Source organism: Desulfoconvexum algidum, from assembly GCF_055382125.1.
Genome location: NZ_AP042394.1, coordinates 6,295,613 through 6,314,337 on the forward strand (window position 1 = coordinate 6,295,613; position 18,725 = coordinate 6,314,337).

General features: G+C 50.9%; 15 protein-coding genes. All 15 read left to right on the forward strand.

Annotated elements, in window-relative coordinates; all coding sequences use genetic code 11:
* Window positions 1-3 precede the first annotated feature (3 nt).
* The 15 genes from carA (at window position 4) to ACZ45G_RS28390 (ending at window position 18,719) form a co-directional block, all read left to right on the forward strand.
* Window positions 4-1,146: a glutamine-hydrolyzing carbamoyl-phosphate synthase small subunit gene (gene carA, locus ACZ45G_RS28320; RefSeq protein WP_464173939.1), complete on the forward strand. Its 1,143-nt coding sequence runs from the start codon at window positions 4-6 to the stop codon at window positions 1,144-1,146.
* Complete coding sequence (gene carB, locus ACZ45G_RS28325) at window positions 1,133-4,366, forward strand: carbamoyl-phosphate synthase large subunit (RefSeq protein ID WP_464173940.1); 3,234 nt, start codon at window positions 1,133-1,135, stop codon at window positions 4,364-4,366. Before carA ends, carB begins: the two co-directional genes overlap by 14 nt.
* Window positions 4,359-5,792, forward strand: a complete 1,434-nt coding sequence (gene purF / locus ACZ45G_RS28330) for an amidophosphoribosyltransferase (protein ID WP_464173941.1) — start codon at window positions 4,359-4,361, stop codon at window positions 5,790-5,792. The genes carB and purF overlap by 8 nt, the downstream gene beginning before the upstream one ends.
* A gap of 1 nt (window position 5,793) precedes the next feature.
* Window positions 5,794-6,807, forward strand: a complete 1,014-nt coding sequence (locus ACZ45G_RS28335) for a radical SAM protein (RefSeq protein ID WP_464173942.1) — start codon at window positions 5,794-5,796, stop codon at window positions 6,805-6,807.
* An 83-nt stretch (window positions 6,808-6,890) separates the two neighbouring features.
* Window positions 6,891-9,104 carry a cache domain-containing protein gene (locus ACZ45G_RS28340; RefSeq protein ID WP_464173943.1) on the forward strand — a complete coding sequence of 738 codons (2,214 nt, stop codon included), beginning with the start codon at window positions 6,891-6,893 and terminating at the stop codon, window positions 9,102-9,104.
* 114 nt (window positions 9,105-9,218) lie between these two features.
* The gene (locus ACZ45G_RS28345; protein ID WP_464173944.1) at window positions 9,219-9,890 is read left to right on the forward strand and encodes a response regulator transcription factor; all 672 of its coding nucleotides are present in this window, start codon (window positions 9,219-9,221) and stop codon (window positions 9,888-9,890) included.
* Between the two features lie 193 nt (window positions 9,891-10,083).
* The gene (locus ACZ45G_RS28350) at window positions 10,084-11,838 is read left to right on the forward strand and encodes an acyl-CoA synthetase (protein ID WP_464173945.1); all 1,755 of its coding nucleotides are present in this window, start codon (window positions 10,084-10,086) and stop codon (window positions 11,836-11,838) included.
* Between the two features lie 121 nt (window positions 11,839-11,959).
* A complete protein-coding gene (locus ACZ45G_RS28355) occupies window positions 11,960-12,253 on the forward strand; it encodes a hypothetical protein (protein WP_464173946.1) in 294 nt (97 codons plus the stop codon).
* 10 nt (window positions 12,254-12,263) lie between these two features.
* On the forward strand, window positions 12,264-13,901 hold the full coding sequence (locus ACZ45G_RS28360; protein ID WP_464173947.1) for a sodium:solute symporter family transporter: 1,638 nt from the start codon (window positions 12,264-12,266) through the stop codon (window positions 13,899-13,901).
* 86 nt (window positions 13,902-13,987) lie between these two features.
* Window positions 13,988-14,539 carry a hypothetical protein gene (locus ACZ45G_RS28365; protein ID WP_464173948.1) on the forward strand — a complete coding sequence of 184 codons (552 nt, stop codon included), beginning with the start codon at window positions 13,988-13,990 and terminating at the stop codon, window positions 14,537-14,539.
* A 226-nt stretch (window positions 14,540-14,765) separates the two neighbouring features.
* On the forward strand, window positions 14,766-15,548 hold the full coding sequence (locus ACZ45G_RS28370) for a DUF3450 domain-containing protein (protein ID WP_464173949.1): 783 nt from the start codon (window positions 14,766-14,768) through the stop codon (window positions 15,546-15,548).
* Window positions 15,545-16,990, forward strand: coding sequence for a MotA/TolQ/ExbB proton channel family protein (locus ACZ45G_RS28375; RefSeq protein ID WP_464173950.1), 1,446 nt, complete (start codon window positions 15,545-15,547; stop codon window positions 16,988-16,990). The genes ACZ45G_RS28370 and ACZ45G_RS28375 overlap by 4 nt, the downstream gene beginning before the upstream one ends.
* Window positions 16,990-17,601, forward strand: coding sequence for a MotA/TolQ/ExbB proton channel family protein (locus ACZ45G_RS28380; RefSeq protein ID WP_464173951.1), 612 nt, complete (start codon window positions 16,990-16,992; stop codon window positions 17,599-17,601). Before ACZ45G_RS28375 ends, ACZ45G_RS28380 begins: the two co-directional genes overlap by 1 nt.
* Before the next feature lie 15 nt (window positions 17,602-17,616).
* Complete coding sequence (locus ACZ45G_RS28385) at window positions 17,617-18,036, forward strand: ExbD/TolR family protein (protein ID WP_464173952.1); 420 nt, start codon at window positions 17,617-17,619, stop codon at window positions 18,034-18,036.
* Window positions 18,033-18,719 (forward strand): energy transducer TonB, encoded by a 687-nt coding sequence (locus ACZ45G_RS28390; protein WP_464173953.1) that lies wholly within the window; start codon window positions 18,033-18,035, stop codon window positions 18,717-18,719. Before ACZ45G_RS28385 ends, ACZ45G_RS28390 begins: the two co-directional genes overlap by 4 nt.
* Window positions 18,720-18,725: the final 6 nt, after the last annotated feature.

An 18,725-nucleotide genomic window follows, 5' to 3' on the forward strand; every position in this document is an offset into this window, starting at 1 on the left:
GATATGAAAGCATTATTAGCCCTTGAAGATGGCAGGACCTTTCCCTGTAGAAGTTTTACAGGACAGGGAGAAGCCAGCGGGGAAGTGGTCTTCAACACCAGCATGACCGGGTACCAGGAGATTTTGACAGACCCGTCCTATGCAGGACAGATGGTGACCATGACCTGCCCTTTGATCGGAAATTATGGTGTCAACCCAGATGATATTGAATCGGACCGGATACAGGTCACAGCATTTATTGTCAAAGAATACCAGGATTTTCCCAGCAATTTTCAATCCAGAGGCACCCTGGCCGATTATCTGATCAAGGGACATGTCCTGGGAATTGAGGACTTAGATACCCGGGCCCTGACCCGGCACATTCGAAAATCAGGTGCCATGCGGGCCATTATCTCAACCGCTGACCTTGACCCCGATTCTCTGGTGGAACGTGCAAAACAGATTCCCTCCATGGAGGGCAGGGACCTTGTGGGGAGTGTTACCACAAAAAAGCCCTATTTCTGGAAACATAACCGGCCGGATTATGTGAACATTGAAAAACTTGAAGATCCCCTGATCTGGCACCATAAAGGCAAACGACACTCGGTGGTGGCCCTTGATTTCGGGATTAAATACAATATCATTCGCTGCCTTGAACGGGTCGGATGTGAAGTATTGGTGGTACCGGCAACAACGTCTGCCCAAACCATCAAAAATCTGAATCCAAACGGAATTTTTCTGTCCAACGGCCCAGGGGACCCGGAACCGGTCACCTATGCGGTGGCGACCATACAGGCCCTTCTTGGCGTTGCGCCGATTTTCGGCATCTGCCTGGGGATGCAGCTTTTGGGTCTTGCCATGGGCGGTAAAACCCTGAAGATCAAATTCGGCCACAGGGGGGGCAACCAGCCCGTGAAAAATCTTGCCACGGGCCGTGTGGAAATTACCTCCCAGAACCATGGATTTGCAGTGGATCTCAACAGCCTGGGCAAGGAGGCTACCATCCTCACCCATATCAATCTGAATGAAGACTCCCTTGAGGGACTTAAAAACGAAACGGTTCAGGCCTTTGCCGTTCAGTATCATCCGGAAGCATCCCCGGGGCCCCATGACGCCGCCTATCTTTTTAACCAGTTTGCAGAGATGATGAAACATGCCAAAGCGTAACGACATAAAAAAAATCCTGATCATTGGTGCCGGCCCCATTATTATCAGCCAGGCCTGTGAGTTTGACTATTCTGGAACCCAGGCCTGTAAAGCGCTGAAAGAAGAAGGGTTTGAAGTGGTTCTTATCAATTCAAATCCCGCCACCATCATGACGGACCCTGAAACCGCAGACAAGGTCTATATTGAGCCGGTTAACGTGGAGACCCTGTGCAAGGTCATTGAACGGGAAAGACCCGATGCCATCCTGCCCACCCTGGGCGGTCAAACGGCTTTGAACACCGCCATTGAGGCTGAAAAAACCGGCATATTTGAACGTTATAATGTTGAGATGATCGGTGCCTCCATTGATGCCATCAACAAGGCCGAAGACCGGGAACTTTTCCGAAATGCCATGAACAAGATCGGTCTGCGGATTCCCAAAAGCGGATTTGCCACCAACATGCACGAGGTGGAAGATGTCTCAAAACGCATCGGATTTCCCATAATTGTCCGGCCCAGTTTCACCCTGGGCGGTACCGGTGGCGGGGTGGCCTACAACGCTGAAGAACTGGCCTCTTTCTGCAAGGCAGGATTGGACGCCAGCCTGAACACCCAGGTCATGCTGGAAGAATCGGTATTGGGATGGAAAGAGTATGAACTCGAAGTGATGCGGGACCATGCCGACAACGTGGTGATCATCTGCTCCATAGAGAACATCGATGCCATGGGCGTTCACACAGGCGATTCCGTCACTGTGGCCCCGGCCCAGACCCTTTCGGACAAAGAATACCAACGACTGCGGGATGCCTCCATTGCCATTATCCGGGAAATCGGGGTGGATACCGGCGGCTCCAATGTTCAGTTTGCCATAAATCCGGAAAACGGGGACATGATTATCGTGGAGATGAACCCACGGGTTTCCAGAAGTTCGGCCCTGGCCTCCAAGGCCACGGGGTTCCCCATTGCCAAAATTGCGGCAAAACTTGCCGTCGGGTATACCCTGGACGAGATCCCCAACGATATCACCGGCGAAACCCTGGCCTGTTTTGAACCCTCCATTGATTATGTAGTGGTCAAAATCCCCAGGTGGACCTTTGAAAAATTCCCCGAAGCCGACGATGTCTTGAGTACCGCCATGAAATCGGTGGGGGAAACCATGTCCATCGGCAGAACCTTTAAGGAAGCCTTTCAAAAGGGACTGCGATCCCTTGAAATCGGCAGATCAGGATTCGGTGCCGACGGCAAGGATCCGGCAACCGGCAGTGTGGCAGGTAACGAATTGGAATACAAGCTGTCCACCCCCAATTCACAGCGACTTTTTTACATCAAATATGCCCTGGAGCACGGCATGCCCATCACCATGCTCCATGAACTGACCTTTATCGATCCCTGGTTCCTTCACCAGATGAAGCAAATTGTAGACCTGGAGAAACAGATCACCCTTGCGGGCAAGGATCTTCCCAGGGACTTGTTTGAAAAGGCCAAAAAATACGGATTTTCCGACAAACAGATGGCGTTCATGTCCGGGGGACTCACGGACAAACAGATAGAACAGCGCCGCAAGGATTTGGGTATTGTGCCCGTGTTCAAACTTGTGGATACCTGTGCTGCAGAGTTTCGAGCCGTGACCCCCTATTATTATTCCACCTATGAATCCGAGTGCGAAGCAAGGGTGTCGGACGTTAAAAAAGTTATTATCCTGGGCGGCGGGCCCAACCGCATCGGCCAGGGGATTGAGTTTGACTATTGTTGTGTCCATGCTTCCTTTGCCTTGAGGGAAGAGGGGGTGGAATCCATCATGGTCAACTCCAATCCGGAAACGGTCTCCACGGACTATGATACCTCGGACAAGCTTTATTTTGAACCCGTTACCCTGGAAGACGTGCTCCACATTGTGGAAAAGGAAAATCCCTTTGGGGTCATTGTCCAGTTTGGCGGCCAGACCCCCTTAAATCTGGCCATGGACCTGCAACGGGCCGGGGTGCCCATCATCGGGACAAGCCCCGAAAGCATTAACCGGGCAGAAGACCGGGATCTGTTCCAGGCCATGATGGACAAACTTAAGCTGCGACAGCCTGAAAACGGCATTGCACATTCCTATGACGAAGCTCAAAGCGTGGCCCGGAACATCGGCTATCCGGTCATGGTCAGACCCTCCTTTGTATTGGGCGGCCGGGCCATGAAAATTGTCTATGATGAAGGGGACCTGCAGGAATATTTTGATCTAGCCGTCCTGGCCTCCCCAGACAAACCGGTCCTCATTGATAAATTTTTAGAAGAGGCCTTTGAACTGGACGTGGATGCCATTTCAGACGGAGAAACCACCATCATCGGCGGCATGATGGAACACATTGAAGAGGCCGGGATCCATTCCGGTGACTCTGCCTGTGTTCTGCCGCCCTATTCCATCTCCCAGGTCCATATTGATGAAATGGCAGATGCAGCAAGGAATATTGCAAAGGAACTCCAGGTCAAAGGGTTGATGAACATCCAGTTCGGTATCATGAACAACAAGGTGTATATCATTGAAGTCAACCCCAGGGCCTCCCGGACCATCCCCTTTGTTTCCAAGGCCATCGGCGTACCTTTGGCAAAACTTGCCACCAAGGTGATGCTGGGGGCAAGTCTCGCGGAACTCGGGTTTACAAAGGAAATCATCCCCCCCTATTATTGTGTTAAAGAAGCGGTCATGCCCTTTGACCGGTTTGAAAATGTGGACCCGGTACTGGGTCCTGAAATGAAATCCACCGGCGAGGTGATGGGCATTGACAAGGATCTGGGCGCCGCCGTTGCCAAGGCCCAGCTTGCCGCCGGACAACGCTTGCCCCTGGAAGGGACGGTCTTTATTTCCGTCCAGGACAAGGACAAGGCATCGGCCCTGTCCGTTGCCAAGGATTTCCATGCCATGGGATTCACCATCATGGCAACCAGAGGGACGGCGCGCTTTCTAAAGGAAAACAATGTTCCCGCCCAGATGGTGAAAAAAGTTTCCTCGGGCAGACCCCATGTGGTGGATGCCGTAAAAAATAACGAAATCCAACTGATTCTCAACACCGGTTCCTCCAGCCAGACCCAGAGGGATGGATATGAAATCAGGCGGGCAGCCATTAAATATAAGATCCCCTATGCCACCACCACCGACGGCACCAAGGCAATATGCTCTGCCATAAAGGCCATGAAAAAAGCACCGCTATCCATCAACCCGATCCAGTATTATCACCAGGAAAACCACCATGTGTAACCAAGAAATATTTGACGCAAGTGAGCGGCCCAAGGACGAATGTGGAATTTTCGGCCTGTATAGACACCCGGAAGCCGCCCAAATTACCTATTTTGGGCTGTATGCCCTCCAGCACCGAGGTCAGGAAAGTGCCGGCATCTCCGTAAACCGGGGCATCAACGATAAGATTTTTTCCCACAAAGGCATGGGCCTTGTCCATGATATCTTTAACATGGAAGATCTGGCCCGTATCGAAGGGGGATCTGCCATCGGGCATGTGCGCTATTCGACCACCGGGGATTCGGTGATCACAAATGCCCAGCCCTTTGTGGCCAACCACCGCCATAGATCCTATGCCGTTGCCCACAACGGAAATCTGGTCAATGCCCATACCCTGAAAGAAGAGTTGGAAGAAAGCGGCTCCATCTTCCAGACCACCATGGATTCAGAAGTCTTCCTCCATTTGTTCATTAAAAATCTGATCAAAGGCGATATTGAAACAGCTGTCTTAAATACCGTATCCAAGATAAAAGGGGCCTATTCCATGGTCCTTCTCACCTGCAAGGGAGAGGTCATCGGCATAAAAGATCCCAACGGATTCAGGCCCCTGGCCCTGGGCAAGCTCAACGGCCACTATGTGCTGGCATCTGAAACCTGTGCCTTTGACCTGATCCAGGCGGAATTTATCCGGGAACTGGAGCCCGGGGAAATTGTCATCATCAACGAAGACGGCATTAGAAGCATCCAGCACCCCAAGGCTGCAGTCCATAAATCCCTGTGCATCTTTGAATATATCTATTTTGCCAGACCCGACTCGACCATTGACGGCAAAAATGTCTACCAGATGCGAAAAGCTCTCGGCAAACGTCTGGCCCAGGAAGCCCCCGTGGAAGCAGATCTTGTCATGCCCTTCCCGGATTCAGGCAATTATGCCGCCATCGGCTATGCAAAAGAATCGGGCATCCCCTTTGAAATGGGCATGATCCGAAACCATTATGTGGGCAGAAGCTTTATCCAGCCCACCCAGTCCATGCGGGACTTTGCCGTAAGGGTAAAACTCAACCCGGTCCGAGAAGTGATAAAAGGCAAGGAAATTATCATCATTGAGGATTCCATTATCCGGGGCACCACGGCCAAAACCCGGGTCAAAGCCCTGCGGGAGCTGGGCGCCAAAAAGATTCACATGCGGGTCTGCTGTCCCCCCCATAAAAATCCTTGCTACTATGGTATTGATTTTTCCTCCAAGGGCGAGTTGATTGCCGCCCAAATGCCCCTGGCTGAACTAACCGAATACCTGGGACTGGATTCATTGCATTATCTTAGTGTGGAAGGGATGCTGGAAGCCTCCGGCGTTGAAAACCCGGAGCTCAATTTCTGCAAGGCCTGTTTTGACGGTGACTATCCTGTTCCTTTTGATCCCAACTTTAGCAAACAATGCATGGGGTAATATGCGAAACCAAACCGTGGCGTTTTCAAAGGATTCGTCCAATCTTTTTTTCCACATCCTGACCAAGTGTAATCTGTCTTGTTCCCATTGCTATATTAATCGAGAACAGCATGGGGACATGACACTTTCCATTGACACCATCCGGGACTGGCTGGCAATTTTTTCCCCCAAAGCCCATCAGACGAATCTGATCCTTTTGGGAGGAGAGCCCACCCTTCACCCGGATCTTCACCTGGCTGTCAAAGAGGCCCGGCGCTTGGGATTTAAATCCATCACCATTGATACCAACGGGTTTCTCTTCCATGATATTCTGGAAAAAATCACCCCGGACCTTCTTGATTTTTTTAGCTTTTCCCTGGATGGTGCCACCCGGGATACCAACGATGCCATAAGGGGAAAAGGCAGCTATGATGCCGTCCTTGCAGGGATTAAAAACGCCAGGGAACGAGGGTTTGCCTGCTCCATGATCTACACGGTGTCGGATAAAAATATCCACGAGCTTACCCAAATGCCCACCCTTGTAAAGGATCTGGGTATTGAACGATTTTTTATCCAGGTCATTGGCATGCGGGGGGAATCCTCAACAGTTAGCCCCTCTTCCCAAACACCCCGGGCACTCCAGGTATCAAAAGATGTCTGGCTTGAAACCATCCCGAAAGTAGCTGAAGAGATCGCCGCCCAGGGGATTATTGTCACCTATCCCAAGGTGTTTTTATCCGAAGGAGAACCCTTTCAATGCGCGGCAAATGTGGCCCAAAATTATTTTGTGTTTCCCAATGGCAGGGTGTATCAATGCCCCATCTGTGAAGATTTTCCCCTGCATTCCCATGAAATCCGAAACAATCGCCTTGTGGCAATGCCCCCGATCAATGAAACAGATCTGTTCAAACTTACGATCCCTGAAGGCTGCGTCATGAACAAGATGATCCAGCCGGGAAACCTTGCCTATACAAAGAGTGGCAAACCCCGCCACAAGATTGCCTGCTGCATGCTCAAACAGGAGTTGATTCCCTAAAACTCCCATTGACAAATCCGGTTCTTTTTGAAACCTTCGTTTAGCATTCACCCCATGAACCCGTTTTACGAGGAGGATACGGAATGAACCCCTTTGGTCTGATCAAAAATTTCCCCATCCGGTACAAGCTGCTCTTTATCTATTCCTTTTGCTTTCTTATCATCATAAGCCTGTCCAGCTTGATCATCTATTTTATTGTCAAACAAAATGTGGAAAAAAATATTGAAAGCGAATTAAAAAATTCCACCTCGGCCATCTTGAACAATGTCAAAACAGCGGTCTCGGTTTCCATTAAAAACCGTCTCAGGGGAGTTGCTGAAAAAAACTATGATATTATCCAGCACCTTTATAATCGGCAAAAGGCAGGGGAAATCAGCCTGGAAGAGGCAAAAAAACGGGCTAGCGATATCATTCTCTGCCAGAAAATAGGCATTACCGGATATATCTGTATTCTGGACGGAAAAGGGCGGGTGCTCAAACACCCCAAAAAAACCCTGGAAGGGCTGGACATTTCCGATCATCAATTTGTCCAGGAAATGATTGCAAAAAAAAACGGATATATTGAATATTCCTGGAAAAACCCGGAAGATGCTGTTGCCCGGCCCAAGGCATTGTATCTCAATTATTTTGAGCCCTGGGACTGGATGATTACAGTGTCCTCCTATCGAAAAGAATTTTCAAAGCTGGTGGAAATAAATGATTTTAAGGAGGGTATTTTAAGTCTGCAGTTTGGAAAAACAGGCTATTCCTATGTCATGGACACCCGTGGCAATGTCATCATTCACCCGGAACTGACCGGGATCAATGTTTTTGAAGATGAACGGTTCCCCGACCAGTTTTTTAGGCGTATGCTGAAAAAAAAGAATGGCAAGCTGATCTATTCCTGGAAAAACCCCGGGGAAGAAAAACATCGTAAAAAACTGGTGATTTTTAATTATATTCCTGAATATGAGTGGATCGTTGCCTCATCGAGTTATCTGGACGAATTCTACTTCCCCCTGGGAACCATCCGGCATTTCATCATCCTTACGGGAGTGGCTTCCCTGATCATTTTTATCCCCATTACCTTTATCTTAAGTTCCACCATAACAAAACCCCTCCAATCTTTGATGACCCGGTTCAACCAGGATATTGCCGGGGGATTTTCAAACCGGGCCGTAAAAATGGAATCCAGTGATGAAGTGGGACAGCTCACTTTCTATTATAATTCTTTTATGGACAGACTTGCTACCTATGACCGAAAGCTCTTAGCGGAAATCAAGGATCGCCGCCAGGCCCAGGAGGCCTTAAAAGAAAGTGAAGAAAAATACAGGTCCGTCATGGAAGCCGTACCAGACCCTATCGTGGTATACGACATGGAAGGCCGGGTCACCTATATGAATCCGGCCTTTACCAAGGTATTCGGGTATACCCTTGAAGACAGCCTGGGCAAAACCATGGATCATTTCGTGCCCAAAGCCCATTGGAAGGAGACCATGGAGGGAATTGGCACCATTTTAAAAGGGGAAATTCTGCCCCGGGTGGAAACCAAACGAATGGCAAAAGACGGCCAGCTCATTGATGTCACCACCCGGGGATCGGTCTACCGTGACAAAAACGGAAACCCCCTGGGGTCGGTCATCACCCACCGGGATATTTCCGAGGTCAAATACCTGGAAAAGGCCATCATGGAAACCGGTGAAAAAGAACGTCAGGCCATAGGCAATGACCTCCATGATGATCTATGTCCCCATTTAATAGGAATCGAAGGATTAACCAAGGTGTTGAAAAAAAAAGCCGAAGGACAATCTCCTGGGGCCGCCCAATTGTCAGACAAGATTACGCAGCTTATCAAGGAGGCCATTTCCAAAACCCGAGGCTTGGCCCGGGGCCTTTGCCCGGTCTATTACACCCATGGTCTGGTCTCTTCCCTTGAGGACCTGGTCACCACCACCCGGATGCTCCACCAGGTGGACTGCCAGCTAAAAGCAGATGATGGTCTAGAAGTAAACTCTCATATGGTCACCCTCAACCTCTACCATATCGCCGGGGAGGCTGTGCGCAATGCCATTCGCCACGGTGATGCCACAACCATTGTCATTTCCTTAAAAATCAGGGAGGATCAGTTCAGCTTTCTTATCCAGGACAATGGCAAGGGAATGGACCCTGAAATCCATCACAATGGCATGGGACTTCGCATCATGAACTATCGGGCCAAAATGATAGGGGCCTCCCTCATGATTTCCTCGGACAGGAAAACAGGGACCCGGATAAAACTGGCCATGCCCCTGGCAGCATTGACCGACCCGTTGGTCTGACCCCTTCGCCTGCCCCCTTGGCCTGACTGGGAATCTTAATTCATATGGGAACTGGAAATCTCTCGCCAAAGGTGGTACGGTCCTCTAACTTAAAATTTTTATTGCAGACAAGACATGCCGGATAAAAAAAAGATACTGCTGGTTGAGGATCACCCCATATTCAGACTGGGCCTTGCCGAACTGATCAACCAGGAAGAAGATCTTCGTGCCTTTGGCAAAGCCAAGGATGTGAACCAGGCCATTATTGAAATTGAAAACATGGCGCCTGACCTGATTATCGCCGATATTTCATTAAAAAATTCAGATGGAATTGATCTTGTCAAATACGTTAAGCTTCACCATGGGCAAATTCCGGTCCTGGTCCTGTCCATGCACGATGAATATCTATATGCCCAGCGGGCCCTTACTGCCGGTGCCCGTGGGTATATCATGAAACAAGAAGCCATGGAATCTGTTGTAACTGCCATCCACCATGTTCTGACAGGAAAAATATATCTCAACGAAAAGGTAAAAGAGCATATTCTTTCCACCATGTCAAATCCCCAAAAAGCCCGGGAGAAAACCCCTGTAGATCGGCTCACGGACCGAGAACTCCAGGTATTTAGAATGATCGGTCGGGGATTTTCCTCCCGGGAAATTGCAACAAGGCTTTTTCTTAGCATTAAAACCATTGGTACCTACCGGGAACGGATCAAGGAAAAACTTTCCCTGAAACATGCCAATGAACTGGTCCGGTGCGCCGTCCATTTTGAGAAAACCGGCCAGATCACTACCCAGCAAGGCTAACCATCTGCGTGTAGGTTCATCCACCTACACGCTCCCCTCTTTTTCCCTAGAAAACCACCCCCTAAACCCTACACCCTAAATCGGGTTTCAACCGATTGTAGAAACGCCACAGTTTTATAGAACTATAGCCAGGGCTGCGTACAAAACCGCAGGTGGACTATATCTGATAAAAATCTAAATTCGGAGGAATCAAATGTCGTTGAAAAGCACATACAGAGAAGCAATGGCGCTCAATGAAATCCAGGATATGGGGCAGCGTGAAATCCAAGCAAAAGCGTTTTTCGAAAGACTGAATAAATCCGAACTGCCGGAAAAATTTAACTGGGCATCAGAAATTTTTGAGGGGATACATGTCAAAGAACGCGGTGATCAACCGGCCCTTATCTGGACAGATCTGGATACAGATGCCGAACAGCAGTTTACCTATAAAGAACTGGCTGCCAACGGGAATAAACTCTTAAATTTCTTACGCAAAAACGGGGTTGAAAAAGGAAACAACCTGTACATGCTGACCCCCATTGTTCCCGAAACCTGGTTTGCAACCTTTGCCGGCATCAAAGGGGGCCTTGTCTCTGTGCCTACGGCCACCAGCATGACAGAACGAGAAATCCAGTTCCGGTTTGAAGCATACGAGCCGGATGTCATCATTGCCTTTGAAGGATTGACGGATCTGGTGGATGATGCCCTGAAAAAAGCCAATTGTTCCCCCAAGGCAAAGATTGTTCTGGGACACAAGGAGGGATGGACCTCCTATGCCGAAATCGCTGAAGAAAACCCCCAGGCCGAAGCTGCGGATGTGAGCAATGAAGAGGTCCTCATCTGCTTTTTTACCTCGGGAACCACAGGACTTCCCAAACGGGTGGGACACTCTGCTGTTTCATACCCGCTAGGGCATCTGTCCACCGCCATCCTTATCGGCCTGGAACCCGGAGATGTCCATCATAACCTGAGTGCACCCGGATGGGCCAAATGGGCATGGAGCAGCTTTTTCGCCCCCTTTAACATGGGAGCAACTGCCACGGGTTTCAATTTTACCGTACTTGATATTAAAAAATATATCGCTGCCGTGGCCAAGTATAAAGTCAATTCTTTTTGTGCCCCGCCAACAGCATGGCGCGCCTTTGTTGGTCTGGACCTTTCACAATACGACCTTTCCGCCATGAAATATTCCATCAGTGCAGGCGAGCCCCTTAATCCGGAAGTCATTGACCAGTGGAGAGAAGGCACCGGCACAGAAATCCGTGATTTCTACGGTCAGACCGAATCCACCGCCATGATCGGGAACCCGCCCTGGATGGAAGGCAAAATGCGTCTGGGGTCCTTTGGGTATCCCTCATACATGTACGACGTCATCCTGGCCGATGATGAGGGCAACGAGATTACCACACCCGACGAAACCGGTCACATTGTGGTTCGCCTGAGCAATTGGCGGGCCATCGGCCTGTTCCAGGAATATATTGACGATGAGGCAAAAACCTCAGAAGCATTTCACCACGGTTTGTATTACACGGGTGACAAGGCCACCTTTGACAAAGACGGATACTGGTGGTTTGTCGGTCGTTCCGATGACGTCATCAAATCTTCGGATTTCCGTGTGGGGCCCTTTGAAGTGGAAAGCGCGTTAATCGAACATGTTGCCGTCATGGAAACCGCCGTTGTCGGGGTCCCCGATCCCAAACGGCATCAGCTGGTCAAGGCCTTTGTAATCTTGTCCCAGGGACAGGAACCGTCCAGGGAACTGGCGCTTGAATTGTTCCAGCACACCATTGAAGTGCTGGCCAAATTCAAGATCCCCAGAATCATAGAGTTCGTAACCGAGCTGCCCAAAACCATCAGCGGCAAAATCCGCAGGATCGAATTGAGAGAAAACGAAAACGACAAACGAGGAAAGAACCCCAACGAATATTTCTATCATCAGTTCCCTGAACTGAGTTCTAAGAAAAAATAACAGACACAGACCTATATGGGAATTCAAACAATGATATGCCAGGAAAAGGAGGTGACCAGAAAACGATTGCGCGCATATGATAGATTTAACCAAAAATACTTTTTGAACAGGAGTTAAAAACATGAAAGAAAAGCTCTACAAAAAAGAGATCAGATTGACCATTGTTTTTTCTGTTTTATTGCTTTTAATGGGGCACTCGGCATCCATTTTTGTTCTCTTCCCCTCCCTTCAGCAGGGAACCCTCTGGGGATTTCCCATTCAATACATTCTGCCAATTTTGTTGGGATGGTTTGGTATCGCTGCCGTCTGCCTTGTGATGACCATCATGTGTAATAAATTTGATGATGAAATGGAAGAATATGTCAATTCTCTTCCCCCTGTGACTGAAACCGATACCGACACTTTAATCCAATAAGGAGGCAACCATGCCAGCTGAATATGCATTGAGCAACGTCTGGGTAGGACTCGGAGTTGTGGGGATCCTTTTTGCAATCTTTTATTATGTGGGGTATACCTCCTCCAAAAAAACCGTTTCCGATGAAGATTTTTATGCCGCCGGGTTTTCCATAGGTCCCGTGACCAACGGACTTGGAATGGCCGCCACCTGGGCCAGCCTTGCCACCTTTTTAGGGGTAATTGCCCTGATCATGAAACTCCAGGTTCCCTTTGTCTACCTCTGGATCCAGTGGGCCATCTCCATTCCTTTGCTGACCCTTCTATACGGCACCAGCCTTCGGCGGATGAAGGCCTTTACACCGGCCACCTTTATTCGCCAGCGCTACGGCAAACCCTCCACCGTCGTGATTGTCTGCTGGATGATCCTGATCATGATCATGTACGCCCTGGGCCAGATGATCGGTCTGGGTCGCGCCTTTGAGCTGCTCTTCGGGGTTCCCTATAATATTGCCATCGTTGTTGCAGGCCTTGCAACCGTCGGATTTATCACCGTGGGCGGCATGTACGGGGCCTCTTACAATGCTGCTTTTCAGATGGTGGTCATGACCATTGCCATGATTGTTCCCATGGGTGCCATCATGAAATTGATGGGATCATCCGGATGGTGGTTTCCGCCCCTGGCCTATGGTGATATGGTCCCGGACATGATGAAAAACGTTCCCACCTTTTTTGATATGAAATATGATTTCAGATGGTATTTCGCCCTGATCCCGGCCTTTACCCTGGGGCCTGTGGCCCTTCCCCATCTGGCCATGAAGGTGTTTACCGCTTCGTCTGTTAAAAGTGCCCGCTGGGCCGTTGTCTGGTTCGCCCTTTTTCTGGGACTGCTTTTTTCCGGCACCTATGTGGTGGGATTTGCAGGAAACTTTTTTACGGCCACCACGGGAAGACTTATTGAAAAAGCGGACCAGACCCTGTTGATCCTCAATGTATTTTATAACCCGACCCTGGTGGCGGCCTTTGTCATGGGCGGTGCCGTGGCAGCAGGGCTTTCCACCATCGGTGGTAATCTGATGGCCATTGCAGGACTTGTAGGCTCGGATCTGCTGGGCATTATTGCACCGGAAATGGCCTCTGCCAAAAAAATGAAATGGGGATATGCAGCCCTTGCCATGGGCGGCCTCCTTGCCATCCTGATGGCCTTCAGTCCCCCAAAATTTCTGGTTACCAGTATTTTATGGGCCTTCGGCCTTCTGGCCACCACTGCCACCCCGGCCATTCTTCTGGGCGTCTGGTGGAAGGAAGCCAACAAACTGGCTCTTATCATTTCTTCCCTGTTCTGTGGGTTCCTGTATATCCTGATCTCTCCCCATGTATTTCCGTCAATCGTTATCGGAAAAGGTCTTGTGGCAGCCCTTGGCATGTCCGGCGGAATGGTCACCATCCCCTTGAGCTTTGCCATGTTTATTCTCTTGTCCATTGCCTTTAACCGCATGGCGATGTTCAAAGCCTATGCACCTACCCTGGCAGACAAAAAAGTTATTGATCGAATCCACGGCTGGGGCACAGATTATGAAGAGACCCGTTACAACGGAATCACCATACCAGTGATTGCTTCCATCGTCTGTATTGCGATATTTTGCTGGGGACTGGTACCCTGGGCTTAGGTTTGTTATTAAAAGCATAACCTGATCCATAAAGCCCGGGGAAACACCCCGGGCTTTACAACCCAACACATTAAAAGGAACCCTTCATGAATTATCTAACATCCATGGGAAATATTTTGACCTTGAATACCATTGGGCTTGAAAAAGGGATGGATATAAAGCGGTTGCAATATTACGCCATCCTCAATGTATTGATTTTGGGAATCATCTATGGATGTTCAGCAGCCCTGTTCAGCCAATCCATTTTGATGGAAAAGGGCTTTGAGGCCACGGCCTATAATCCCCTTAAAATCATTGTGGCCGGAATTCCCGTGGCATTTTTCATGCACGCGGGGGCCGCTCTTTTTATCTGGGTTTTTTTAAAGGCCATGGGGGGGAAGGCCAACTTTTTGATGTCCTATTTTAATATCGGAATGGCCGCTATTTCACTTTGGATTGTGGCTCCCTTTGCAGCAGCCCTTCAAATCGGGGCCGTCTCGCCTGTGATCACACTTCTGACCGGCATTTTTTCCCTCTACGCCTTTGCCGTAAACGTGAAGGTGATCAAGGCGGCATTTCAATTGTCCAATCTCAAAATGACCATTGCCACCTCGGTGACCCTCATGTATATCAGCTGTTTTCTCTATCTGTGGGTATAGGAGGGGCTGAATCTTTATTCATTTCTCCTTGACAAGCAGCAATGAGGTGTGCTTAAAGAAGCCTATTGCGAACGCGTCAAGAAGACGCAGGTGAAGTAAAAAAAAGTAGTTCATAGATAACGATACCAGGCCAAGAAGGCCAGACACCGGGAATACCGGTGGACTGGAATTCTTGGCCTTTTTGTTTTCAGGGCATGTTGATGCAGGCCCAAGCGAGGAAAGAGACATGGATAAAAACACAATCTTCCCGTATCTGACGGTGCTGACCGGTGTGCTGATCGTCCTGGTCCGGCCCTGGCCAGTCAGAGCTGGGAATGTGGAAAAGCAGATTGAAGCTCCTGTGCACAAGGCCGTCCAGATCGAGCAGACCACCCAGGCAACCCAGTCCCAATGGCGGGATGAACGAGGGGAAAAAACCAAAATGTTTGAAAACCTTGAAGCACAGATCAAGGCACTTGAAACGCAAAAGGCCCAGCAGGCCGATCAGAAAAACCTCATGACCGTGAAGATTGCCCAAAAAAAACAGCAGCTATCGGATATTGCCCAGATCTCAGCCCAGATCTCTCCCTTCCTGGACCAGCTCCTGGAACAGGTCCAGGCGCTTTTTCACCGGGACCTGCCCTTTTTGCAGGAGGAGCGCACCAAACGGATAGAGGCGCTGGCAGCCATGGCCCATGATCCGGAGGTGCCGGTAAGCGAACGGTTCAGAAAAATCATGGAAGCCCTGATGGTGGAGGCAGAGTACGGCCAGACCGTGGAGGTCTATCAGCAAACCATTGACCTGTCAGGCCGGGAGACCCTGGTTAATATTTTCAGGTTGGGGCGTCTGAGCCTCTTTTACCAGACCCTGGACAAACAGCACTGCGGGGCCTACAACATCGCCCAAAAAGACTGGGAACCCCTTGAAGACAATTATCTCCGAGACATCCAGGAAGCGGTTGATATGGGGTCCAAGCGCAAACCCGTGGAGATCCTGGACCTGCCCCTGGGAAGGATTTCCGTCCAATGAAATCACCAATTAAAAATACTTATATCATGGTTCTGTCCGTTCTCCTCTGCGGGGTCTGCCTCTTTACCACAACAGCCTGGGGCAAGGACATCCGGCTGGTTCCCATGGAGGCCCAAAAGATCGAGGCCACCATGCGACAAAAGGCCGCCCAGGAACTGCACGCAGCCCAGAAGGCAGCCGCCGCAGCCAGGCAAGAGATCACCCGGGACCGAAAAGCCCTGAGCCGGACCATTGCTCGTCTGACAGAACAGGCCCGGGGCCTTAAGGAAGAGATCAAGGCTCTGGAAGCCGAGAACGAGACCCTTGCCCAAGAAGATACCATCCTATCCCAACAGCTTGAGAAATCCCAGGGCATGGTCCGGGAATTGTCCGGGGTCATCCGCATGAACGCCAAGGACATTGACACCTTTTTGAGCAGCAGTTTTCTATCCGGGATCTATCACCCGGACACGGTCTTTCTAAAGGCCATTGCCGAACTATCTGTATTTCCGGGAATGGACCATATCCGAAAAATGACAGATCTGCTTTTTGACCGGATTCACCAGGGCAGGGCGGTCAACCTTGAAACAGCCACTATTGTGGATCGCACCGGAAAAACGGTTACCGCACGGGTCCTCCTTTTGGGCAGCTTTACCGCAGCCTATGGTCTGGCAACGGAAACCGGATTTTTAAGCTACACCCCAGGGGAGGGCAAGCTGTTTGCCCTGTCCCGGCTGCCCTCGACCGGCATGGGGAAAAAGATTATTCAGTATATGGAAGGGAAACGGGATGCCGTGCCCATGGACATCTCCCGGGGTGCTGCTCTAAGCCAACTCACCTACAAGCTCAGCCTCTGGGACCAGATTCCCAAGGGCGGTCCCATTGTCTGGCCCATTCTGATCATCCTGGCCATTGGCGGACTCATTGCCACAGAGCGCCTCTGGTTCCTGCTGCGCCGGAAAATCAGACTTGAGACGGTGGTCTCCCAGATCGAAACTTCGGCTGCCGCCCGAAACTGGACGGCCTGCCAGGAAATCTGTGCCCGATATGCCAAAAATCCCGTGGTCCGGGTTATCCGGGCGGGACTCTCGGGCCGGGAACTGCCCAGGGAAGATATGGAAAACACCGTCCAGGAAGCCATCCTAAGGGAAATCCCCCCCATGGAGCGATTTTTATCCACCATGGGAATGCTGGCGGCCATTGCCCCGCTTCTGGGGCTGCTGGGAACGGTCACCGGCATGATTGATACCTTTCATGTCATTACCATGCACGGCACAGGGGATCCCAGAATGATGTCCGGCGGGATTTCCGAGGCCCTGGTTACTACCATGCTGGGCCTTTCCGTGGCCATCCCCATTATGCTGGTTCACACCCTTCTTAACCGGGAGGTGGAAAACACCGTGGGCCTGATGGAGGAAAAGGCCGTGGCCCTGATCAATATCATCCAAAAGCAGGGGGTCTGATGCCGATCTGTCTCCAGGATATCCTCATGCCCACAGCCGACCTGATCCAAGCAGGGGGGGTGGTCATGGTCCCGCTGATTGTCTTGAGTCTTGTCATGTGGCTTTTAATCATCGAGCGGGCCTTTTTTTTCCGCAGGCTTTATCGCAAAAACATGACCGCACACACTGCCCTCTCCTTCATCCACAAGGACAAAATGCCCGATCCTGAAAAATACCGGGGGGCGGTCAGCCTGCTGGTTAGGCAATTCATAGACAGCCGCACGGGAAACCAACAACTGGACCGACACCTGCTGGATGCGACCGTGGCCCGGATCAACCGGAGGCTTCCCCGGTTTCTGGCCCTCATCGGGGTATTGGCGGCCATGGCCCCGCTTCTGGGGTTGCTGGGAACGGTCACGGGAATGATCACCACCTTTGATGTGCTGGCCATCTTCGGTACAGGCAATGCCAAGGCCATGGCCGGCGGCATTTCCCAGTCATTGATCACCACCCAGACAGGACTCATCGTGGCCATCCCGGGGCTATACATGAAAGGGTTCCTGGAACGGCGGGCAGACACCTTGAGCCAGCGCATCCTGCGGATGGGTCTTTATCTGAAACGACACGTATAGAGTACGGGAAACCCCATGTTAAACATATCGGCAAGCAGAAAGCATAAAAAAGGAACCCTGGAGCTGGACATAGCCCCCCTCATTGATATGGTCTTTATCCTGCTGATCTTTTTTCTGGTCACCACCAGCTTTGTCAAGGAGACCGGCATTGAAGTGACACGGCCCACGGCATCCACGGCCACTGTGCATTCCAAGGCCACCATTCTCATTGCCGTGGACAACCAGAACCGGATCTTCATGGACCACCGGGAAATCGATATCCGGGCGGTCCGGGCAAACACCGAGCGGGCCCTGGCCGAGAACCCGGAGGGTGCCGTGGTGGTGGTGGCGGACACTGCCTCCAGCACAGGCACGGCCATCCAGGTCATGGACGGCTGCCGCATGGCCGGCGCCACCAATGTGTCCCTGGCCGCGGCACTGCCGGAGGGGCAATGAAACAGGCGAGGGACAGCGCTCTCATCCTCAACGGGAACTGGCGGACCTGGGCCGGTGCAATCACCTGCACCCTTGCGTTGAACCTGGCCCTGTTCGCCCTGATTCCGACACTCATGAACCCCTCGGAACCCTCCATGGCCCTGGGCCCCATGATTCCCCAGATCCAGCTGACCCGGCTCAAACGCAAAACCATGGAACCGATTAAAAAAAAGCCCAAACCCCGGGTGGCGGAAAAACAGGCCAAAACTTTTGCCAAACCCCGGGCCAACCAACCAGCCCACCAAGCCCTGGCCCTGCCCTTTGAGATCAACACCAGGCTACCAGGCGGCCCCCAGACCCTGGAGCTGCCCCATGTCATGGAAAAATCACTTTCCACCCTGAATCTTGCCACCCTGTTTTCCCCGGGGGATCTGGACCAGCCCCTGACCGTGCTGTCCAGAATTCCGCCAATCTATCCCTTTAAGGCCAAGCACCGGGGCATCCAGGGCTGGGTGGATGTGGAGTTCGTGGTCACGGACCAGGGCCTGGTGGAAGAAATCAAGGTTATCGCAGCTCAACCGGAAAAAATTTTTGACAAAAGCGTTATCCAATGCCTTTCCGCCTGGCGGTTCAAGCCGGGGACCATCCTGGGGGAGCCGGTAAAAACCGTGGTCCGGACACGTATCCGCTTTAAATTAAATTGAGGAGAC